Genomic DNA, 18,374 nt, shown 5'->3' with positions numbered 1-18,374 from the left:
CAACGACCGGATGCGAAACAATTTTTAGGCCAACCTAAAATGAAGATATATGACAAGACATCTACTATCCGATACGAACGGTGAGAGCGATCTGCCTGCCCACACGGCGTTGACGGAGCACGAACGGAGCGCACTGCCTGCGGCCTACTACTATGCTGACCAACACGACTTTAGGCACCCGGCTGACAAGGGCTACCGCCGCCAACTGGTCGACGCCAGACGATCGATCCTCGAACGGTTGCTCGGTGGCTTGGCCCGGGATGCTCCAGCAGGTATTCCGGAGCCAGTGACCGTCAGCATCGATGAGGCCACGACAGCGGCTGGAGACACGGTTCCAGGCGCAGACGATGTAGCGACACTCATAGAGCGCGTTCCTGATCCAGGTCCGGCCGAACAGTTGCTTGTGGTCCGGTTTCCGACTGTGTCGGCTTCGGTCGTTGCCCCTGTGGTAACGAGTGGACCGTACGGTCGTTTTCGGTTTGGTGGGTGGGCCGTGGTCTGTCGTCCCGATGAGGTCAAGCCAGTTGGGAGTCCAGAAACAGTCGTGGGACTTCTCGAACGGGAAGAAGCGTTTCCAACGGCCGACGACGCCGACCGCTTCCGCTCGGAGGTGGGCGAGAGCGTTGCAAACCTCGCGTTGGCGCATCTTGGTCGACAAACCCTCTGGAACGGTCTCGACCAAACGCCGGTGCCGACAGCTGACCGACCACGTCGGGCCGCCGACACTGGTGCCTTTTTCGATCGGCTCGTGACTGACGGGCACCCGATCCATCCAGGTGCAAAACTGCGGCGGAATATGTCGCCGACGGAGCTGTTGTCGTTCACGCCGGAGTTCACCGATTTAATCTCCCTCCGGTTTGTTGCGGTCCACAGCAGGCGAACGCTGTCAGTGTCGGCCGAGGAGAGATCGATCACCGAGTGGCTCTATGAGCTGTTCCCCGGGTTGGCGTCAGCGGTCGAACAGTCACTCCCCGCTGGTCGTGACCGGAGTAACTACATCGTTCTCCCTGTTCACCCGTGGCAATTCAGACATGTGGTGCCGGAGCGCTATGCCGAGGCGTGCCGAAGAGGTCACGTTGTCCCCATTGTAGACTATTCGCGGTCGGCAACACCGCTGTTATCGCTTCGGACAGTCGTCCCTGATCCCGACGAAACGTCGCTCACTGCTCCGCCACACCTCAAACTCGCCATCGGCGTCCAGACGACCAACGCGGTCCGAACACTGTCGCCAAGCGTCGTTGCCAACGGCCCACCGCTCGGAGAACTCATCAGACGGCGGTGTGAAACCGAATCCTTCGACCGCTTCGGAGTCCGCACCGAACCAGCTGCCGCCTGTTATCACCCGCCTGACGGCCCCCATTCTGACGGAGAGGGGTACGACGATGCCCGTCATCTCGGGGCACTCGTTCGACACCACCCTGCAACCCACTCGATCGTCGCTGACTGCGAACGGGCAGTAACGGCTGCGAGTGTCCTCTCCTGTCCGCCACCGGGCGATCAGTCGGTTCTCGCTGCACTCCTCGATACTACTGCCGCCAACATGATGACGGCAGATCGGTCTGAGACAGTCAGGGCGTTCCTCGAGGCGTATCTCGACGCTGTTATTCCCGGGCCACTCACGCTCCTCGTGAAGCAGGGTATTGCGCTAGAAGCCCACCTCCAGAATACGGCCATCGTTTTCGACGACGGCCGTCCCACAGGCGCACTGTGTAGTGATTTCGGCGATGTCAGTCTCTGCATACCGCGAGTCGGAGATCTCGGCTTCGACCTCTATCCCGAGTCGGAGATCTGTACAGCCGACCCACAGCCAGCCCGTGAGAAGCTGTGGTACTCCCTGTTCCAGAACCATCTGGGTGAGTTGATCGGCCGACTCGTCGCAACGGAACCGGTCGACGCGGACGACTGCTGGTCGCTGGTGAGAGGTCGCTGTGAGCGGGTGTTCGACCGTCTGGCTGCCGACCGATCGGTTCCCGATGTTCGCGTCTCGGCCGACCGCGAGTCGCTGTTTGCACCACGGCTGGTGCATAAACCACTGACTGCCATGCGAATGACGGGGTCCAACGGTGAACAACCGTACACGACAGTCTCCAACCCACTGTCAGAGATACCATCCAAACGGACAAGCTCCCGGTAATACCGTCTGTCGACGCTGAAACGGCTGATAGCGTCGTCTACCGAGAATAGTAATAAAGGGTCCCGACCAATCAAAAAAATAGTTCGTCGAAAGTTGACCGCCCCATCGCGCACCCACTGGAGCACCGCCCCGCCCAACAGTGCAGCGGCGACAACGGCCGTCGAGAGCCAGAACTGCGCGGTACGGTCGGCAGCCACGCATCGGACACGAGCGGGACGCGTACGCGCTCTCTTGGGTAAACACCGCGTCGATGGTCGTCCGAGCACGATGGGAGTCACGAGTACCGTCCCGTGGGCGAGCACGCCCGTGACCAAGCCGACCGTGAGCCACAGGGCGTGATCGAGTGCATAGGCGCGGAAGAGTCGCCACAGCGGGCGCTCGACCTGTTCGTGGTAGGCGTCCAGTTCGGTCTCGATCCGTCGCCGGCGGCTATCAGCCGTCCCCGCCGTCAGCCTGGGAGACACGTTCGGTCGGCCGCTCCCGCCCGTCATCGTCGTGGCGAGGCCGGAGTGGTTCGATACGGGGCCCGCGCGGCGTCAGGTCGACCTCGGCGTCGATCTCGAACACCTCCGCGAGCAACTCCTCGGTGACGACCTCCTCGGGCGTCCCACGCGCCCGAATCGCGCCCTGCTTGAGCGCGACCATCTCGTCGGCGAGCCGGGCCGCCTGCTGGATGTCGTGCAGAACGACAACGACGGTGATGTCGCTCTCCGTGCGGAGCGTCTCGATGATCTCCATCACCTCCAACTGGTGGTGGAGGTCGAGGAACGTCGTCGGCTCGTCGAGGAGGAGGACGTCGGTGTCTTGGGCGAGAACCATCGCGATCCACGCGAGTTGCTTCTGCCCGCCGCTGAGACTCCCGACCTCGCGGTCGCGCAGATGCCCACAGCCGGCCAGCTCGATGGCGCGGCCGACGGCCCGCTCGTCTTCCTCGGTCGTGCTCTCGAAGAACCCGCGGTGGGGGTAGCGGCCGTGATAGACGAGGTCCTCGACGGTGATGCTGTTCGGCGAGGTACTCTCTTGGGAGAGCAGCCCCATCGTCCGGGCGAGTTCCTTCTTGTCGAACGACTGAATCGCCCGCCCGTCCACGAGAACCGAACCGGCGTCGGGCGCGAGCTGGTCTGCCAGTCCCTTCAAGAGGGTGCTCTTCCCCGACCCGTTCGGGCCGACGAGAGCGGTCACCGAACCGGACGTGACCGTAATCGACTCGCCGTCGATGATCGGGCCGTCGCTGCTGGGGTACGAGAGCACGAGGCCCTCACCGTCGAGACTGCCATCGCTCTCGCTGCCCGGCCGCTCAGTGTCTGTGCTCGCTGTACTGCTTCCATTCGTCCGTGGATCGGTCGTTTGCTCTTGTGCCATCAGATCTCACCCATCTCGTCCTGCTTGCGCATCAGGTAGAGGAAGTACGGGCCGCCGACCAGCCCCGTGACGATACCGACGGGGATCTGGACGGGATTGAGCGCGAGCCGGGCGCCGACGTCGGCGGCGACCATCAGCGCCGGGCCAGCGAACACGCACCCGATGACGAGTTTCTTGTAGTCGCTGCCGACGATGTTGCGCACCATGTGCGGGACGATCAGGCCGACGAAGCCGACGATACCCGCGACGGCAATGCTCGCAGCCGCCGCCAAGACGGCGACACCCGAGAGCGCGAAGCGAACCTTCTCGACGCTCATTCCGAGCGAACTGGCCGTCTTTTCACCGAGCAGAAGCATGTTCAGCTGTCGGGAGCTGATCAGCGCGAGTCCCATCGCCACGATGGTCCATGGGAGCGCCATCCGCACCTGCTCCCAGTCGGTCCCGGTGAGCGAGCCGGTGGTCCACGCGATGGCGGACTGAACGACACCGATATCGTCGGCGAAGAAGAACAGCGCCGTCTGTACCGAGCCGAACACCGTCCCGACGATGACGCCCGCCAGCACGAGCCGGACCGGTGAGGTGCCGTTCTTCCAGGCGATGGCGTAGACGATCAGGAACGCGATCGCGCCACCAATGGAGGCGATAATCGGGAGGAAGGCCGCCAGACCCCAGAACACGACCAGCGTCAGCAGGACCATCAGGCCGGCACCGGAGGAGACGCCGAGGATGAACGGGCTAGCGAGCTCGTTCCGGGTGACCGCTTGGAAGATAGCGCCGGAAACGGCGAGGTTCATCCCGACCAGCGCGCCAACGAACACGCGCGGCAGGCGGATGTTCCAGACGATGAAACTGCGCTTGTTCATCTCGGGTACCTCCGCGCCGAGCAGGAACGCCTCCCAGGCCTGTGCGTTGAAAATGACGTTCGGGTTGAAGACGGCCTGCCAGGCATCGAGGATACTCATCGAGAACGAGCCGAAGCTCACCTGGACGAGGCCGCCGCCGACGACGACGGCGAGACTGCCAACGATGAGGGTGAACAGCGAGCCGTCGAACCAGCCGGACCACTGCTCTCGCCAGCCGGTCGTCTCCGGATCGGATGGGGTTTCGGTCGCCATCTATCCGGTCACCTCTGGGACGTCGGGATCAGAGACATAGTCACGGATGAGTTCATCGTCGACGTGGTCGAGAAGCCGCCGATGAGCACGTTCTGTGCGGCGTTCGACTTCGGGCTCGTTGATCTGCTGGTCCTGCTGTTGTTTTGCGAGCTCGCGGGCTTTGCGCTGGACGAATTCGTCGTCCAGCTCGTCGGGAGCCGACTCGACGGTGTACTCAGCGCTGCGTTCGAGCCAGTCGTGGCCGGCGTAGCGACCCTGCTGGATCACCCAGTCGGTGTGGTCGGCAGCAGGCACCCACAGTCCCTCTTCGACGCGGCGGTAGTCGGTTACGACATCCAGCCCGACGCGGGCCCCGTGGCCGACGGCGACGGCGATTTGGCTTTCGACGCCAGCGGTCGGGCCGGCCAGCCACAGGCCGTCGACGGGCGTCCCGCCGCGCTCCCCGGCGAGGTCCGGGTCGAGCCACGTTTCGCCGCCGTACTTTACGTACTCTCTACGCGTCGGTGCCTCGTGACTGCCTGAATCAGCTACCATACGTTTTAGGCTAGCCTAAATGGGCAAAAGAATTCCGGAGTGAGGGCAGCCGAAACTTCTCAGCGTGGGGCCCCGCAGCGCGGACACATCGGCGGGGCACCATCCGGGAAGGCGAGCCCACAATGGGGACACTCCCCCTCGTCGGGCGAGGTCATCACCTCGACCACATCGTCGGTTCCATCCTGGATCGACTTGATTGTGCCGACCTCGGCGGGAGCCGACTCACACGGCTCGCCAGCTAAATGCTGCCGACAGAACCGCACGCGATCGGTCAGGAACGATGACGTCTCCTCGTCTTCGGCGATGATATCGTCGAGTACTGACCCTACCTCGACTGCCACGGTCGACTCCGCGAGCAGTCCAAGTGCTTCTGCTGCCCGGCCCTGAACGTACGGGTTCACGTCGGTCAGTAGCGCACGGAACATGCCCTCGGCGTCGGCCTGCTCTGCCGGGTGCTCGCACCCGATCACAACCAGCGCCGTACACAGGTGATACCGGACGAGTTCGTTGTCGTCGTCCAGATGGTCGGCCAGCGAGTCGACTTGGTGGCGCAGTCGATCCGGATCGCCGAGTGCAACATAGGCCAGTGCCTTCGCGAATTTCTCCTTGACCTCGGGTTCGTCGAACTCCAGTCCAATGCGGAGGTCGGCCAGCGTCTGCGGATCGGTGACGTCCTCGGGCGAATCGACCGCGACGTAGCCGAGTGCTTCCGCACACCGCGCCCGGACGTAGTAGAACTCCTCGTCGTCGGCCAACCGGTCGGCGAGCGCGTCGACGGCGGGGAGGACGGCCGCCGGTTCGGATTGGGCCAGCGTGACGAACAGCTTCGCGGTCGTCAGTCTGACCGCACGGTCTTCGTCAGTCAGGAACGTCGAAAGTGGGCCAGCGAGGCCGTCGAAGGATCGCGGTGGCCCTTCAGCGATATCACGTACTGCTCGCAGTGAACGCTTGCGAGCCTCAGCATCAGCCGCGCCGACTTGATCGAGACACGCCACCGTCTCTTGGTGGTCTCCCTCCTCGAGAAGGGCAGTCAGCCGGTCGGGCGTTGGCGGCTGTTCCGGTTCACTCATCGACTTGGTCGGGTATGTGGCCGTCTTTCACGACCAATCGCTTCAATCCAGTGGTTCTGCGCTGGCCTGCGAAGCCTCTACTGGGCATCTCTGTTGAGAGCGGATGCTGGTATAGACGAGACCGCGATCGCTTCTACCCGCCGACACAAGCGCGAATCAATGTCGGAGACGCTGGACCCGCTGTCTGATCGTGCCTGCCGGATGACTCACGCCGACAAACCGGAATCGAACTGACCGAAACCTTACGAGATGAGGTGTGCCTCCGAGCGGCTGTGAGCGAGGTCACCATCTACACGGAGCATCTCGAAGACGGCTATCCGGACTGGCACCCTGCATCCGATTCATTCCGGGGAATGATTCGGCTGTTCACCTATCGGGAGATTACGGGCGATAGTTACCGGACGCTCGAAACGTACCAGGAACTCGCTGAACCGTTCGGGCTAGACCACGTTCCCGACGAGGCCGTCCTCTCTCGGGCTTGGCGGACCGATTCGACGACGGGGTCCGCGAGTACGTGACCGTCGCCGCTCACTACGTGGTCAGGGAAATCCACGACTACGGTCCCGCAGTCCCCGCTGTTCGTCCTCACGGCTAGGCTACGATTTTACGCTCTCGATTTTCGCGGCCTATGCAGCCTATACTCCGGCCTACCCCTGCCCTCATTTGGAATGAGGACTCCAACGAAGCTTGATATAACAAGTGTACGATTGTAACTCTGGGTATTGGAACGGGTAACGATGCTCAACTTGGCGTTGGTCTCTGTTCCTCATCGTCTCCGAGTAACCAATAAAGCGCCAAACCCAGTCCTGCTTCGAGTGGGCCGAGGAACACTGCTACGAGTAAAAAGAGGAAGTACACGAGCATACCGAATACGCTCTCGGTGGAGGAACGGGGATCCATATCTACAAGTCCAATTGATTGGATAATATAACCTTCGGAACAATAGGTTGGCACACCGACCGAACGGCTATTCCAGCGAGATAATTGGTGGAACGATAGGATAGCAACAGAGCCGTATATTTCCATTACAGTAGCGCAGAACAATCAAGAAGCACCCAACCAAGAATATATGATGATGAGTTGTTGATTCCCTGTATATGAGTGTATTCGGTGAAAAATGACGATATCATATTCTGGTCTAGATACGAAGATACGGTCGCGCAGAAAAATTCCTCAGATAGTACCATTCAATTTAGTAACAGCCGCTGGCTGTGTTGCCCCGGAACCTCGACCACAGAGGAATAGTTCATCAACTAAATCAAATACTGTAGAAAAACCCAAAGTCAGAGAAATAATCCCGATATAGGTATCAATGTTGGAAACAGAGCCTCAATAAAACAGTCTTTTGTGATTACTATAGTATACGAATTGATTACTGTCGTAAAAGAAATATTTATTCTCTCTCCAGAAGAATGATCATCGTAGAGTCTAATATTGATCAGGAATAAAAATGCGAATTTAAAGCGAGATTAAATGATATGACAATATCTTAACTACTATATTGATCAGGCTGCTATCCACCACGGAGAGAATTACCAAATTGGCTTTGTTGAAATCCGATTAATTCGACACTATTTCCGATGACTCTGCCGTTAGTTACAATTGCTCAAGGTACTCTTGTTGCTTCAATTTGGAGTCCATTTGGCCCAGCTAAAATCATCAGTCGTTGACGGTCGTTATCGAGAGTCCACGTATCAGTTGTGACAGACTCCGCAGTCCTTGCTTTGACTCGATACTTCCCCGGACTTTTAAAAACTGTATCGAGGAACAATCCACTCTCAGACTCAACGGACTCTGTATATTCCGTTCCTGCTATACCGGTAGAAGAATTCACTACCGTGACGATGATGTCGAACTTGGAATTCCTCTCTCCGAAATTGTAAATCAAAAGTGGAACTGGCTGGAATTCTCGCAATGACGTAGTATCGGATTGCACTGATTCAGCCTGCGTGCCTCGTTGTTCCGCACGGGTGTACCCCGCCGGGCTGATTCGATACAGCACCGTACGGGGAACGCCATCGGAGACTGAACCGTCGTCGTATGTTGTTGCGGCACACTGAACGAAAACATACTGATTTTCTGATGTACTGACTACTGAACGGCTATTACAACCAATCTCGATTCGATCAGGTGATGTATTATTCAATATACGGTTGTGTAATTTCGTTTTTTCAATTTTTTCAGCGTACCTGGGAGCAGATGAATCGTTAATTGCGGGTGGCGGAGACGGTGCTTCACGAAGGTGCGGTTGGTTTGACGAAATCTCTACTCCAAGAAGAATTCCTGTTGCACCCACAATAACAACGACAATCGCAAGAAAACCATAGAAGAGACCTTTTTCCATAAATCAGTGTGTGACTCTTAGATAGTAATACCAATGGCTCTGGTGAATCGCTGTACAGCATCGGCTTCGACCGTTAGAACTATAGTAACAATTGAAACGATGTACACACCGATCGCACTGCCTTCGTGCGATCGGGTGTGCACTGACGTTCAATGGCTACTATAGATCAGTGTTAGGGCCCTGCCCACCCTCGCCGGAAACTTCACACCGATCCCTCACAACTGAGAACGTACCTACGACACTCTAACTCCAAATACTCGCTGTTGGCGTTCTCACTCACGATCACCCCAGAGAGTTCCCCTGCTATAGCAGGTTCAAATTTTTACTCGGCCGGGGGCGCACCCATGAGACATGAGGTTCGACTTGACCGAGGATCAACGGGCGCTGCGCGATGCAGTTCGAGAATTCACAGAGACTGAGATCGAACCGCAGGCCAGAGATCTTGACCGAGAGGAGGAATATCCGAGCGACGTCTTCGACGAACTCAGCGAACGTCGTTTGACGGGCGTGACGCTTCCAGAAGAGTACGGGGGCCGAGGTGAAGGCCTCGTGGAACTCGCGTTGATGATCGAAGAGCTATCGGTTGGGCTCATGTCCGTCGCGAGCACCATCGGACTCCATCTGGGGGTTGCGGAGGTCGTCGAACGCTTCGGAACCGGCCGTCAGCGCGAGGAGTTCCTCCCCGAGATGGCATCGTTCGACACTGTCGGCGCACTCGGACTGAGTGAGGCGGACGCAGGGAGCAACAAGCTGGAGATGGAGACCACCGCCGAACGTGACGGGGACGAGTGGGTACTCGACGGCCACAAGCAGTGGGTGACGAACTTCCTCGACGCGGATTACGTGCTCACGTACGCGAAGACCGGTCCCGAGGAGGACGCGCCACACAACATCAGCGCGTTTCTCGTGCCGACCGCCGACTTCGAGGTCGAGACGGTGTGGGAGACGCTGGGCGCGAACAGCGTGAAGTCACCCCGCGTCACCCTCTCGAACGTTCGCGTTCCCGATGCTCGACTCGTCGGCGAAGAGGGTGAAGGCTACGTCCAGCGCGGAGATCTACAGACTGGTGTGAATGTTCCCGCTCGGGGCGTCGGTATCGCCCGCGCTGCCCTCGAAGACACGGTGGCCTACACGAGCAGTCGTGAGCAGTACGACCAGCACATCAGCGACTTCCAAGGAGTGAGATGGGAGGTCGGCGAGATGGCCGAACGAGTCGATACGGCACGGCTACTTACCCTCCGGGCAGCCGACCGTGCAGACCGCGGATACGACGGGACACGCGAGTTCAGTATGGCGAAAATTTCTGCGACGCAGGCCGCCGTGGACAACGCTAACGAGGCGATGCAACTCCACGGCGGTATCGGCTACACGACGGAACACGACGTGGAACGGTATCTGCGTGACGCGAAACTACTCACGGTTGCCGGTGGCCCGAACGAAGGCCACAAGAACACGCTCGCTGAGGCCGTCTTCGAGCAACACGACGACTAATGCAGTCGAACAGTGGCCGTTCCTTCGTCCACAGAACCGTTATCGGGCAGTGGGAAATATCCAATTACGATCAGATACGATGGCGTCTCCCGAGCAGTCTGACGAAGCGGTTCAGGTATATATTGACCTCTGGTACCCTGATTGCTGGGAAATCGAGATTACGGAGCGGTTCGATGTCGGAATTCTCGGCTATGGAATCTATATGACTGGCAGCGAAGTTGCGACGCTTTTCACGGTTTACGCGGACGATCACGAATCGGTTACGGAGGGTATCGAAGCCATTCGTGCGTCTGAGAACGTTCACTCCGTCTCCCAGATGGCATCTGGCTTCCGACAGGTCTCGATTCCAAAGCCGGGAAATGCGACGCGAGAGCTCCTTGTCGTTCACGATGGGCGAACGCAGATTGGCCAGCCACTCACCTCTCGTGGGTTCGTGTGTACAGGACCGGTCGACATTCGAGGCGGGAGGGAGTATTGGAGTCTCGTAACGAACCACGACCGGGAAACAGTCCGAGTCAAGCTTGACGAAGTTCGTGAGGAGATGGGCGCGGAGATTACTGTGCGGAGTATGAAGCACCAGAGCCGTGGGACTGCGCCGACCACACTTCCGGCGGATCAGTTCACAAAGCGCCAGTTGGAGGTATTCCAGCTCGCCCGAGAGCAGGGATACTACGAGTACCCGAAGGAAACGACGGCCGGCGAATTGGCGGACGAATTGGGGAGCACCACATCGACGCTCCACGAACACCTTCACAAAGTAGAGGCGGTCTTGTTAGGGAGAGGCGGCCTGACGCGACTCGAATAGGTGTCTTTCGAAAGTTCACACGCCTTTCCAACACCTGTTTCAGCGGGAGGTATCTATCCCACTGATTCGACACTATTCCCGCTGAATCAGCCGTTAGTTGCGATCGCAGAGCACGCACATCGGTTATGCGTGTTGCACCGAGCGGCGTTTGCCGAACAGGTAGACGAAATAGAGGACTGCTAACGGGACGAAAGACATCCCTCCCAGTACCCCGCCTCTGACTACGAGTCCCAGTATCGTGTCTCCGGCAAGCGCACTTTCACCGATCCCAACGAGAACACAGCTCACGAAGAGGACTCGGAGTATCCAGAGTTCCTGCTGTTTGAGCGGGAAGATAGCCATGTCGAAAATTGTCAGATTTTTCAGTATAAGCTTTGCCCTGTGAATCGACTTCCAGAGCGCAAATCGTACTTGGTACCTGCCCACTACAGGAGACTTGCGTAACAGTCATTCTCGGTCCGTGGAACACAACAGAGTTATTTTAGTAGACTAATTGTTTCATATGGCTCGCGATACTATTGTTTCGTGGAAGGCGTTCGCCCTCTTTCTTCTCTTTCCTCCACTCGCTATCATCGCGATCGTGTTCTTTCCTCTGACGCTCTTGGTCCTCTTTTGGCTCTATTACCGGGGAAAGAATGAAGCGAGAATGGAGGGGACAACAGAACTTAGAGAATCCAGCACTGATAACTAAGCCGTTGCAAGGAACGCAGTGAGTCGGTCACGATGACTGCGAATCGTCACCGCCGATACGTCTGCAGCATCGATAAACCGAAAGCCATCTGTCAGTACGAGGCCAAATCTGGCTGGCTCGGCGCTCCCCAGGGACAATAACCCGCTGCAGCGATCGTCGTGACAGATCCCAGAGGTAGCGTGCCAGTCGATATTACAAGTAGTACATATCCAGTCCACCCAACGGATCATTCGGTAGTTACGGACGGGTACCGTCCGGCCGCCCGGACGTGTCATGTTGGCATAATTCAGACGAAGATGTTCGACACTGCCTTTTCCTCTCTCCCGTGGGAACCGCTCGGTCGCAACAATGCAGGAGCAACTCTACGATCAGATCGGCGGTCGTGACGCCGTCGAAGCGGTCGTGTCTGACTTCTACGACGCGGTCCTCGGAGACGAGCGAATCAACCACTATTTCGCGGACCAGGATATGGCCGAACTGCGCGCACACCAGATCCAGTTCATTAGTTCAGTCACTGGCGGGCCCGTCGACTACGGAGGTGAAGACATGCGTGAAGCCCACGCCCACCTCGACCTCGACGAGGGAGACTTCCGGGCAGTCGCCGAGCACCTCGAAACGGCACTGCGGGACAACGGCGTCTCGGAGGCGAACATCGAACAGATCCTCGCACGGGTCGCGGAACTGAAAGCGCCGGTCCTCGATCAGTAGTCGCTCCGCGAACGGAGGCGAGGGCCGCTTTCGAGCGGTCCGTTGGTGGTACAGGTCGCCGAACGCTGACCGAATCCACCTCCACGAGCGCGAGAACCGAAGCGGTCTCACCGAACACTGTCGCTCAGCTCTGTCCGCACCCACATGTTTCGTCTGTCCACGTTACAGCTATAGTAGCCATTGAACGTCAATGCACACCCGATCGCACGACAGCAGTGCAATCGGTGTGTATATCGTTTCAATTGTTACCATAGCCTCTTGATCTATCCACAGAAGAGATGGAGACCGAAAACGTGTCCTTCAGAACGAAGGGCAAAGATATGCGACGGAGGGGGTAGTACATCTGATGTGATTCAGCTACGTCTGGCGTGAATTAGAACTCACTACAAACGGGGATGCCCATGGTGTCGTAGTCACTCATTGCAGCGAGGGTGTCTGGCACCTCGTCGAGGGAAATGGTTTCCGAGACGAGTTCCTTGGGATTGATCTTCCCCGTTTTGATCATATCGAGCATTTCGGGGTAGCGGGACGGCTGCAGGCCGAGTGAGCCTCGGAAATCGATTTCTTTCGCGACGAACTCGTCGGTCGGGAGTGAGACTTCACCTTCCTCCTCAGATGTCGTCAGCCCGATCTGTACGTGGCGACCACCCTTGCCGAGAGAGTCAACCGCGTTCCGACAGGTGGTCGCAATCCCGAGGGCGTCGACTGAACAGTCTGCACCGCCATCCGTTAGATCGCGGACTTCCTTCGCCGGGTCATCCACTTCGGCGGCGTTGACTGTCGTGATCGCTCCCAGATTCTCGGCCTTCTCGAGTTTCTCGTCGAAGAGATCCACACCAATGACATTCGCACCGAGCGCGTTCGCAATGTGGACCGCTGACAGGCCAATGCCACCGAGTCCATGGACGACGACGTCTTCGCCGCGACCCACGTCCCCACGATGGGCCATTCCGTGATACGACGTCATGAACCGGCAGCCGATTCCAGCAGCCGTGTCCGGATCGATTTCGTCCGGAAGCGGGACTGCGTTGATGTCTGCATTAGGTATGTGAACTTCTTCTGCGAAGGCACCCGGGGCCTCGTTCATGAAGCCGAGTCCGATGTGATTCTCACAGATGTTTTCGTGTCCGTTCCGACAGAGTTCACACTTTCCACACGCGAAGTTAAACGGAATCGCGATGTGTTCTCCTTCGGAGACTGTTTCGACATCTTCGCCAACTTTGACGACTGTGCCACACGGCTCGTGACCGAGGATGTGCGGCGGATCTGGTCTGTAACCGAACCACTCCCAGTCACCTTGCCAACAGTGCCAATCGCTTCGACAGACGCCACATCCGTCGACTTTGGCGACAACACCGTGTGATTCCGGCTCGGGACGCTCAACGTCTTGGACTTCCAGGGGTTCCTGGAACTCTTCTAGCATTACTGCTCGCATTGCATATCATCATTTATCGTGACATTATATATAACTACTGTTCGGGCGTTTTAGATTATGTTGTAATCCCAACTACGCTCAAAGATGTGGAGAATAATGTTAGGATGCGAAGTATTAATACGTGGTGTATGATACCTAATATCGCAATGTCAACTGATCCGCAGCAGACAACCGAGTCGAAGACCGCCATCGAACAGAGACATGAAAAGGCTGCTAAGGAACTGGTTCCGACCGAGCCCGGCCAACTGTACATCGGGGGCAAGTGGGTGGACAGCAGCGGGGGCGAAACACTAACCACGCGTGACCCCACGACCGGAGACATTCTCGCCGAGGTCCAGGCAGGGACGGCTGCCGACATCGACCGGGCTGTGGAGGCTGCGTGGGACGCCTACGACGAGGACTGGTCGACGTACTCGGCTGCTGACCGCCAGGCGGTGCTCACGGAGATCGCTGGTCGCGTTGAGGCCCGCTCGGAGGACTTCGCGCGGATCGAGACCCTCGACAACGGGAAACCAGTCACTGAGGCCCGGATCGACATTGATCTCGTCATCGACCACTTCCGCTACTTCGCGGGTGCCTGTCGCGTCGAAGAGGGCCGGACGATCCCGAGCGGTGCCGACCAACATATCGAGACACTACGCGAACCTTACGGGGTCGTCGGGCAGATCATCCCGTGGAACTTCCCGCTGTTAATGGCTGCTTGGAAACTCGCGCCAGCTCTGGCGGCGGGGAACGCCGTCGTGTTGAAACCGGCCGAGGAAACGCCGCTATCGATTCTCGAACTGATGCGCGAGATCGACGACGTCCTGCCGGACGGCGTCGTGAACGTCGTCACTGGCTACGGTAGCGAAGCGGGCGAGCCGTTGTCACGGCACGAAGACATCCGGAAGCTCGCTTTCACCGGATCGACAGAAGTGGGCCGTGGCGTAATGAAGAACGCCGCCGACTCGATCACGGACATCACGCTCGAACTCGGTGGAAAGAGTCCGGTCGTCATCTATCCGGACGCCGATGTCGAAACCGCTGCTGAAGTCGCACGCATTGGGATGTTCCATAACACGGGCGAGTGTTGTTGTGCGGGTACGCGAATCTTCGTCCACGAGGACATTCGTGAGGAGTTCACCGACGCGTTCATCGACGAGGTAGAGAACCTCACCGTCGGCGATCCGCTCAACGAAGAGACGACGCTCGGACCGAAAGTCACCAAAGAACAGGTCGAGCGTACCCTCGAATACATCAAAGCAGCGGAGGGGTCCGGCGCCGACATTCTGACAGGTGGAGGAGCCCCGGACAGCGATGCGCTCGGTGACGGGTGTTTCGTCGAACCGACGATCATCACTGACATCGACCACGAAAACCGGGCTGTTCAAGAAGAGATCTTTGGCCCGGTCGAAACCGTCTTCGAGTGGTCCGACTACGATGAGATGATCGAGCGAGCGAACGACGTCGATTACGGTCTTGCCGCTGGCGTCATCACCCCAGATATCAAGCAGGCCCAGAAGACCGCTCGCGACATCGAAGCAGGGAACATTTGGGTGAACACGTACAACCAGTTCCCGGCTGGCCAGCCTTTTGGCGGCTACAAGCAATCCGGTATCGGTCGTGAGACTGCGGCCGAAGCACTCGAACACTACACTCAGACGAAGACGATCAACTTCAATCTCGAATAAAACCGAACGGACACTCTCCCTTGTCGTGGTGCCTTTCCGCTGTGTCTGTCCCCCTTTCTCTCATCCGTGTGATCACCGGTTCCACAATCGGAGAGTGTGATAAAATAATGCTGGGAGTCCGATCTGAGAGAAATTGTGAAAAGGCATATAAAAACGAGTGTGCTACTGTTGGTAACTACATGTACCCTGCTGACGACGACACCAGTGTCGAGGTCGATATCTCTCCCCGAGACGTTGCTATTTTGAAAGTTAGAATTAAGTATCCGACAGCTTCAGTACGGGAAATTCGAGATATTCTGGAAGAAGAGTACGATATATCCCTCTCGCACAACCGCGTCAACGACATTCTGCGTGAGATCAAATCGAAAGGACTGTTTCAGGAAGCTATCGACCCGAACAAAGACCTCTTTGAATACCACCTCTTCCGTATCGCGTTTCACTATCCTAGCTTTGAAGAACGGTGGGAGGAGTGCTACACGGACATCGTCAACGATTCACACGTCGTGATGTTCTTTAACGCTGACGACTATCACCAATGGCAGTTCATTACGCAGTTTCTTTCTAGCGAAGAGAGCGAACAGTGGAAACACCAGTTCTTCAAGAAGCACGGCGATCTCATCGCACAGTTCGACAAAACTGCGCTGCCATCAGTTCATAAATTTAACACTGATGCCGGTATCTTCGATGACATTCTAAAACAGACTGAAGAGGGAGAGCAGTATCTCGAATAGACGATATCCACGATGTCAATGCCGAAGCAACAGTGGCACGGATACTCCCGTGAACCGGTCCAAGGCATGGTTTGCAGACGTTCCCTGTTCTGTACGTCCAAGTCTTTGCATGGACCACGCCGTCACCGTTTTCCACTGATATTTCCGTTGTTGGCAGCCTCGATCGCGCCAGGAACTATCGAGTAGCAATACACGAATAGTGTACTTCGAGGTCTCCTCTTACGAGATTATCTTGCTGCCTTTTTCGTGAATGTCACGCTTGGAACAGTTCGTGGATAGCTCGCGAACCCGAGTAGATTCGTCTGGGCCAAAACGGGAGCATTATCGATGGATAACCGACTGAATTGTGCGAAGCTCCGTCAAAATGACCGCACCGCTAGCAGTCGTGCATGTATAGCTCTACTGACCCTTGCATAATGTTTATCATCAATTAGGTGGATTTCTGCATATCAGAATCCATGTCCCCCGATATCACCCCCTCAGAAAAACGGAAACAAGAGATCAGACAGCGACACAGTCGCATCGCTGAAGAGCTCTTCCCAGCGGAACAACTGAAACTGTACATTGATGGCAAATGGCAGGAAAGTTTGTCCGAACAGACACTCAGTACCTGTAACCCTACGACGGGCGATGTCCTGGCCCTCGTGCAGGCTGGGACGGCTGTCGACATCGACCGGGCTGTGGAGGCTGCGTGGGACGCCTACGACGAGGACTGGTCGACGTACTCGGCTGCTGACCGCCAGGCGGTGCTCACGGAGATCGCTGATCGCGTTGAGGCCCGCTCGGAGGACTTCGCGCGGATCGAGACCCTCGACAACGGGAAACCGATTACTGAAGCCCGCAACGATATTGACCTCGTCATCGATCACTTCCGATATTTCGCAGGGGTGGCCCGCGTTAGTGGGGGGAAAACGGTTCCGAGCAACCGGAGCAGCCACATAGAAACTCTGCAGGAGCCCTACGGGGTCGTCGGGCAGATCATCCCGTGGAACTTCCCGCTGCTAATGGCCGCATGGAAGCTCGCACCCGCACTCGCAGCAGGTAACGCCGTCGTGTTGAAACCGGCCGAGGAAACGCCGCTATCGATTCTCGAACTGATGCGCGAGATCGACGACGTCCTGCCGGACGGCGTCGTGAACGTCGTCACTGGTTATGGTCCCGAAGCGGGTGGCCCATTAGTCAGTCACAGTGACGTCCCGAAGATCGCGTTCACAGGGTCGACAGAGGTGGGTTATGGCGTGATGAAAAACGCTGCAACTACGATTACAGACGTCACACTCGAGCTTGGTGGGAAAAGTCCTGTCATCGTCCATTCCGATGCCGACGTCGAAAAGGCAGTCGACATCTCGATTCAGGCGATGTTCTTTAACGGAGGAGAGTGTTGTTGTGCAGGCACGCGGTTGTTCGTCCACGAGGACATCGAAGACGAATTCATCGATGAATTTGTAACTGCCGTCGAGCAACTGGAAATCGGAGATCCGTTGGACGAGGAGACAGATGTGGGTCCGCAGGTTTCACCAGCTGAAGTGGATAAAACCAGACAGTACATCAAATCTCTGAGCACTACCGACGTACGTATCTTGACTGGGGGTGAAAGGGCAGTGGGCGAACGGCTCTCTGACGGCTGTTTTGTTACACCGACGGTCATCTCTGGCATTGATCACGATGAGCGAATCGCACAAGAAGAGATCTTCGGGCCAGTCGAACTCGTCTTCACGTGGGATGCGTATGATGAAATGATTACCAAAGCGAACGACGTGGACTATGGTCTTGCCGCCGGAGTCATCACGTCAGATCTACAGAAAGCGTACGACACTGCCCGCGACATTGAAGCGGGAGATATCTGGGTGAACACGTACAACCAGTTCCCGGCTGGCCAGCCCTTCGGCGGCTACAAGCAGTCCGGTATTGGCCGCGAAATCGGTGCTGAGACGATCGAAAACTACACCCAGACGAAGACGATCAACTTCAACCTCGAATAACGATGGCCATTGAGAGTGACACACGGGTCCTCGTTCAAGGATTCCTCGAAGAGACGTACAGAATCGGGACTCTATCTCTATTTCTCGTAGTTTCTGCAATAACCAGGGATATTCGATATAGAAGATTCTAGAGCTAGCTACAAAATATAGAGTTATGGTCGAGAGTAGGGGGCCCATACAATATTCAAATGACAGGAGAGGATGAGAATCTCCTAATACAGATAAGATGAACAACCACGATTACAGAGTGGTGGCCGTACTCGGGTCCCTCACAGTACCCACGGAATCATCACTCCTTGTCA

At 57.2% G+C, this 18,374-nt stretch carries 16 protein-coding genes; 9 read left to right on the top strand and 7 right to left on the bottom strand.

From position 1 onward, the window contains the following. The first annotated feature begins 49 nt into the window (after positions 1-49). Positions 50-2,134, top strand: coding sequence for an IucA/IucC family protein (locus tag GM656_RS15015; RefSeq protein WP_162414489.1), 2,085 nt, complete (start codon positions 50-52; stop codon positions 2,132-2,134). Positions 2,135-2,566: 432 nt separating this feature from the next. Here GM656_RS15015 and GM656_RS15010 read toward each other — a convergent pair whose 3' ends face one another. From GM656_RS15010 to GM656_RS14995, 4 genes are read right to left on the bottom strand one after another with little or no spacing between them, the layout of a single operon-like run. After that, positions 2,567-3,496 carry an ABC transporter ATP-binding protein gene (locus GM656_RS15010; protein ID WP_162414488.1) on the bottom strand — a complete coding sequence of 310 codons (930 nt, stop codon included), beginning with the start codon at positions 3,494-3,496 and terminating at the stop codon, positions 2,567-2,569. Beyond that, positions 3,496-4,611 carry a FecCD family ABC transporter permease gene (locus tag GM656_RS15005; RefSeq protein WP_162414487.1) on the bottom strand — a complete coding sequence of 372 codons (1,116 nt, stop codon included), beginning with the start codon at positions 4,609-4,611 and terminating at the stop codon, positions 3,496-3,498. Before GM656_RS15005 ends, GM656_RS15010 begins: the two co-directional genes overlap by 1 nt. Next, positions 4,612-5,145: a hypothetical protein gene (locus GM656_RS15000; RefSeq protein ID WP_162414486.1), complete on the bottom strand. Its 534-nt coding sequence runs from the start codon at positions 5,143-5,145 to the stop codon at positions 4,612-4,614. It abuts the gene before it with no gap. A 59-nt stretch (positions 5,146-5,204) separates the two neighbouring features. Then, on the bottom strand, positions 5,205-6,215 hold the full coding sequence (locus GM656_RS14995) for a HEAT repeat domain-containing protein (RefSeq protein ID WP_162414485.1): 1,011 nt from the start codon (positions 6,213-6,215) through the stop codon (positions 5,205-5,207). Between the two features lie 272 nt (positions 6,216-6,487). On the opposite strand from GM656_RS14995, the gene GM656_RS19245 reads away from it, so the two are divergent. Further along, entirely contained in the window at positions 6,488-6,733 is a 246-nt protein-coding gene (locus GM656_RS19245) for a hypothetical protein (RefSeq protein ID WP_206673719.1), read from the top strand. A 1,088-nt stretch (positions 6,734-7,821) separates the two neighbouring features. On the opposite strand, the gene GM656_RS14985 is transcribed toward GM656_RS19245, so the two are convergent. Next, positions 7,822-8,559 (bottom strand): hypothetical protein, encoded by a 738-nt coding sequence (locus tag GM656_RS14985; protein ID WP_162414484.1) that lies wholly within the window; start codon positions 8,557-8,559, stop codon positions 7,822-7,824. 351 nt (positions 8,560-8,910) lie between these two features. On the opposite strand from GM656_RS14985, the gene GM656_RS14980 reads away from it, so the two are divergent. Both GM656_RS14980 and GM656_RS14975 read left to right on the top strand, forming a co-directional pair. Beyond that, positions 8,911-10,050 carry an acyl-CoA dehydrogenase family protein gene (locus GM656_RS14980; RefSeq protein WP_162414483.1) on the top strand — a complete coding sequence of 380 codons (1,140 nt, stop codon included), beginning with the start codon at positions 8,911-8,913 and terminating at the stop codon, positions 10,048-10,050. A 79-nt stretch (positions 10,051-10,129) separates the two neighbouring features. Beyond that, entirely contained in the window at positions 10,130-10,855 is a 726-nt protein-coding gene (locus GM656_RS14975) for a helix-turn-helix domain-containing protein (RefSeq protein WP_162414482.1), read from the top strand. Positions 10,856-10,978: 123 nt separating this feature from the next. On the opposite strand, the gene GM656_RS14970 is transcribed toward GM656_RS14975, so the two are convergent. Further along, positions 10,979-11,197, bottom strand: a complete 219-nt coding sequence (locus GM656_RS14970) for a hypothetical protein (protein WP_162414481.1) — start codon at positions 11,195-11,197, stop codon at positions 10,979-10,981. 160 nt (positions 11,198-11,357) lie between these two features. Between GM656_RS14970 and GM656_RS19630 the strand changes: the two genes are divergently transcribed. Beyond that, positions 11,358-11,546, top strand: coding sequence for a hypothetical protein (locus GM656_RS19630; RefSeq protein ID WP_367397972.1), 189 nt, complete (start codon positions 11,358-11,360; stop codon positions 11,544-11,546). Positions 11,547-11,894: 348 nt separating this feature from the next. After that, positions 11,895-12,254: a group I truncated hemoglobin gene (locus tag GM656_RS14965; protein ID WP_162414480.1), complete on the top strand. Its 360-nt coding sequence runs from the start codon at positions 11,895-11,897 to the stop codon at positions 12,252-12,254. A gap of 373 nt (positions 12,255-12,627) precedes the next feature. On the opposite strand, the gene GM656_RS14960 is transcribed toward GM656_RS14965, so the two are convergent. Then, a complete protein-coding gene (locus tag GM656_RS14960; protein ID WP_162414479.1) occupies positions 12,628-13,689 on the bottom strand; it encodes a zinc-dependent alcohol dehydrogenase family protein in 1,062 nt (353 codons plus the stop codon). A 146-nt stretch (positions 13,690-13,835) separates the two neighbouring features. Here GM656_RS14960 and GM656_RS14955 point away from each other — a divergent pair, with 146 nt between their 5' ends. The 3 genes from GM656_RS14955 to GM656_RS14945 all read left to right on the top strand — a co-directional run bounded on the left by GM656_RS14955 (position 13,836) and on the right by GM656_RS14945 (position 18,072). Continuing rightward, on the top strand, positions 13,836-15,359 hold the full coding sequence (locus GM656_RS14955; protein ID WP_162414478.1) for an aldehyde dehydrogenase family protein: 1,524 nt from the start codon (positions 13,836-13,838) through the stop codon (positions 15,357-15,359). Between the two features lie 179 nt (positions 15,360-15,538). Continuing rightward, positions 15,539-16,090 (top strand): helix-turn-helix domain-containing protein, encoded by a 552-nt coding sequence (locus GM656_RS14950; RefSeq protein ID WP_162414477.1) that lies wholly within the window; start codon positions 15,539-15,541, stop codon positions 16,088-16,090. Between the two features lie 458 nt (positions 16,091-16,548). After that, on the top strand, positions 16,549-18,072 hold the full coding sequence (locus tag GM656_RS14945; RefSeq protein WP_162414476.1) for an aldehyde dehydrogenase family protein: 1,524 nt from the start codon (positions 16,549-16,551) through the stop codon (positions 18,070-18,072). The last annotated feature ends 302 nt before the right edge of the window (positions 18,073-18,374 follow it).

This window comes from Haloarcula salina (genome assembly GCF_010119195.1).
Lineage (GTDB): Archaea > Halobacteriota > Halobacteria > Halobacteriales > Haloarculaceae > Haloarcula > Haloarcula salina.
The sequence above is the reverse complement of the archived record's forward strand: the minus strand, read 5'-3'. Positions and strand labels throughout refer to the sequence as shown.